Source organism: Acidithiobacillus sp. TH-A35 (genome assembly GCF_057473505.1).
Map to the genome: position 1 here is coordinate 1 of NZ_JBYCKR010000004.1, position 3,109 is coordinate 3,109.

At 59.3% G+C, this 3,109-nt stretch carries 3 protein-coding genes; 1 reads left to right on the forward strand and 2 read right to left on the reverse strand.

Annotation, left to right across the window (positions count from 1 at the left end):
- Positions 1-2,199, forward strand: a 2,199-nt coding sequence (locus tag AC2VNK_RS00145) for a sucrose synthase (RefSeq protein ID WP_486882387.1), incomplete at its 5' end; no start/stop codon positions are given.
- On the opposite strand, the gene AC2VNK_RS00150 is transcribed toward AC2VNK_RS00145, so the two are convergent.
- A complete protein-coding gene (locus AC2VNK_RS00150) occupies positions 2,194-2,700 on the reverse strand; it encodes an RES family NAD+ phosphorylase (RefSeq protein ID WP_486882388.1) in 507 nt (168 codons plus the stop codon). The two genes, AC2VNK_RS00145 and AC2VNK_RS00150, sit on opposite strands and share 6 nt — an antisense overlap.
- Positions 2,664-3,109, reverse strand: a 446-nt coding sequence (parS, locus tag AC2VNK_RS00155) for a type II RES/Xre toxin-antitoxin system antitoxin (RefSeq protein ID WP_486882389.1), incomplete at its 5' end; no start/stop codon positions are given. The genes parS and AC2VNK_RS00150, both read right to left, overlap by 37 nt.

Here is a 3,109-nt window from a genome sequence, read left to right on the forward strand (position 1 = left end):
AGACTACAAGAGGCGGTGCTCGCAGAGCCTTGGATTTATCTGACCTGGCGTCCCGGCCCAGGGCGCTGGACTTATCTGCGCCTGCATCGGGAACAGCTCAATCTGGAGACACTCACGCCGGGTGATTATCTGGCCTTTAAAGAAAGACAGGTGCTCCCCGCAAATGATCAGGAGCCAGTACTTACCGTGGATTTTGAAGATTTCCGCGCAGTCTCCTATCGCCTGCACGATGAGGCCACCATCGGACAGGGGCTCATGTATATGAACCGCCGCCTGGCCGGGCAACTATTCGGCGACATCAAGGCGGGACGCCAGAGCATTCTCGACTTTTTGGCGGTGCATAAACTCAACGGGCAGTCGCTGATGGTGCACGATCAGCCTCCGGATTTTGAAGCACTACGCCGGACCGTGCAGTATCTGGCGACGCTCCCCAAGACCCAACCGTGGACGGAGTTTGCCGTGGAGATGACCCATCGCGGCTTCGCCCCAGGCTGGGGAGACACTGCCGGGCGGGTGCGCGAGACCATGCGTTTGCTAATGGACCTGCTGGACGCCCCCTCGGCAGAGAGTCTGCAGGCATTCATCGACCGCATCCCCATGATCTCCAAAATACTGATCGTGTCCATTCATGGCTGGTTCGCGCAGGACAAGGTGCTCGGACGTCCGGATACCGGCGGGCAGGTCGTCTACATTCTCGATCAGGCGCGGGCACTGGAACAGGAAATGCGCCAGCGCCTGGCCCGTCAGGGGGTGGATATTGTACCCCGTATTCTGATCGCCACCCGCCTGATTCCCAATGCCGATGGCACCACCTGCGACCAGCGTCTGGAGCCCGTCCAGGGCGCCGACAACGTGCAGATTCTCCGCGTGCCGTTCCGGCATTCCAATGGCGAAATATTGCCGCAGTGGATCTCGCGCTTCAATGTCTGGCCCTGGCTGGAACGCTATGCCGATGACCTCGAACGGGAAACCCTGGCGGAATTTGGCCGTCGTCCTGACCTGATTATCGGCAATTATTCCGATGGTAATCTGGTGGCCACCATCCTCAGTGCGCGGCTGAATGTCACCCAATGCAACATTGCTCACGCGTTGGAGAAGAGCAAATATCTCTATAGCGACCTCTACTGGCGCGATCACGATGCCAGCCATCATTTCGCCTGCCAGTATACCGCGGACCTCATCGCCATGAACTCCGCCGATATTATCGTCACCAGCACCTATCAGGAAATCGCCGGAAATGACCGCGAAGTGGGCCAGTACGAAGGGCATCAGAATTACAGCCTCCCCGGACTGTATCGGGTGGAAAACGGGATTGACGTCTTCGATACCAAATTTAATATCGTCTCTCCGGGGGCTGACGCCCACTATTATTTTCCTTATTCCGCCAGCGCAGCACGTTTGCGTTTTCTACACGACGATATTGATGCGTTGCTCTTTGGCGAGGCGCCCGCCGCGGACCGGCGCGGCGTACTAAAGGATCGGGATAAACCCATCATTTTCAGTATGGCGCGCATGGATCACATCAAAAATCTCAGCGGACTGGCTGAGCTTTTTGGCGCATCGGAGCGCCTGCGCAAACTGGCCAACCTGGTTATCGTCGGCGGCCATGTCGACCCGCAGGATTCTCAGGACGAGGAGGAGCGGGCGCAAATCCAGCGGATGCACGATATTATGGATGCGCATCAACTCGACGGGCAGATGCGCTGGATAGGCACTTTACTCGACAAAAATGTGGCGGGGGAACTCTACCGGGTTATTGGCGATACCCATGGATGCTTCGTCCAGCCCGCGCTCTTTGAAGCCTTCGGGCTGACGGTGATCGAAGCCATGAGCTCGGGTCTGCCGGTTTTTGCCACCCGCTTCGGCGGCCCGCTGGAAATCATCGAAGATGGTATTTCCGGCTTTCATATCGACCCCAATAACCAGCAGGAGACGGCAGAAAAGCTGGCGGACTTCCTGGAAGCGGCTGCCGCCGATATCCGTGTCTGGGAGACCATTTCCGACGGCGCATTAGCGCGGGTCAGCGCGCACTATACCTGGGGCAATTACGCCACGCAGATGATGACTCTGGCCCGGATTTTCGGCTTCTGGCGCTTCATGCTCAAAACCGATCATCACGCCGCCCGCCGCTATTTGCAGATGTTTCAGCACTTGCAGTGGCGGCCTCTGGCCCATGCGGTGCTGTTGGGGGAGTCATGAGGGACAGCCGGGCCTCTGCGCCAAACGCGTGTCCAAAGGATAACGATAGGTGGCAGAAATAGCGCAGCGCGTCGCCGCCGGATGCCGAGGGTTCAGAAGCACGTTCCAGGTCTCAGGCACCAGTACACTCGGCACGCGCAGCAGCGGTGCTGCCCCGTCGGCGAGCCAGCGGTCCCCATAGACCTGCGTGAGGCGCGGATGTTGACTCCAATCCTGCGGAAGATGCGTGATATCCGCACGGTCTAACGCGATATCTTCCGGCACGGAAATACGCAACCATTGGAACGCGTCCGGGAGGTCTTCCGTATCGACTTCGAGATGGACCAGCGTTTCCAGAAGTGCCGTGGACGGGTCCGGCGCGCAATAGACTACCGGACGGCCGCGACTGGACCAACGTCCGGAAGCGCGCATGCCACCCAGACCATCCAGCGTCGCATGATTACTGATCCGCCAGAGAACCACCGTCAGGCGGCCATCCCTTGATCGATACGGATCAGCCATTCTTCCACCAGACGGGCGCCCATTTCGGTTTCCAGCGCCGTGAGTGGCGTGCGGCCGCCCAGTCCGGTTTTCGGTTTGCGCAACCAGCGCAGGGCCTTTTCCGGGTCGCCGAAGGTCTGTCGCGCCTGCAGCAGACAGCGCAAGACGCGCAGGAACCGGTCGGACTCCTCCCGATTCAGGCGACCGGTACCCGCTTTGCGATGCGACATGGTCCGCGCCGGGATGACCAGTACCTGGATTTCGGTCTTCGTCAATCCGAGTTCTGTTAGCAGCGCCAACTGTGCAAGAGGAACCCCCGTTTCCGTCAGTTCAAGCAGGGCAGTGTCCTCTTCCGGGAGAAGCCCAAGCAGCCGCAGAATCCCTTGCGATGCGGGCGTTCCTGGTTCGATCAGTGCTATCGCCATAACGG

What these genes read in the sequence shown, in the direction of transcription:
- AC2VNK_RS00150 (WP_486882388.1), bottom strand. Translation starts at nt 2,700, where the DNA reads ATGGCTGATCCGTATCGATCAAGGGATGGCCGCCTGACGGTGGTTCTC.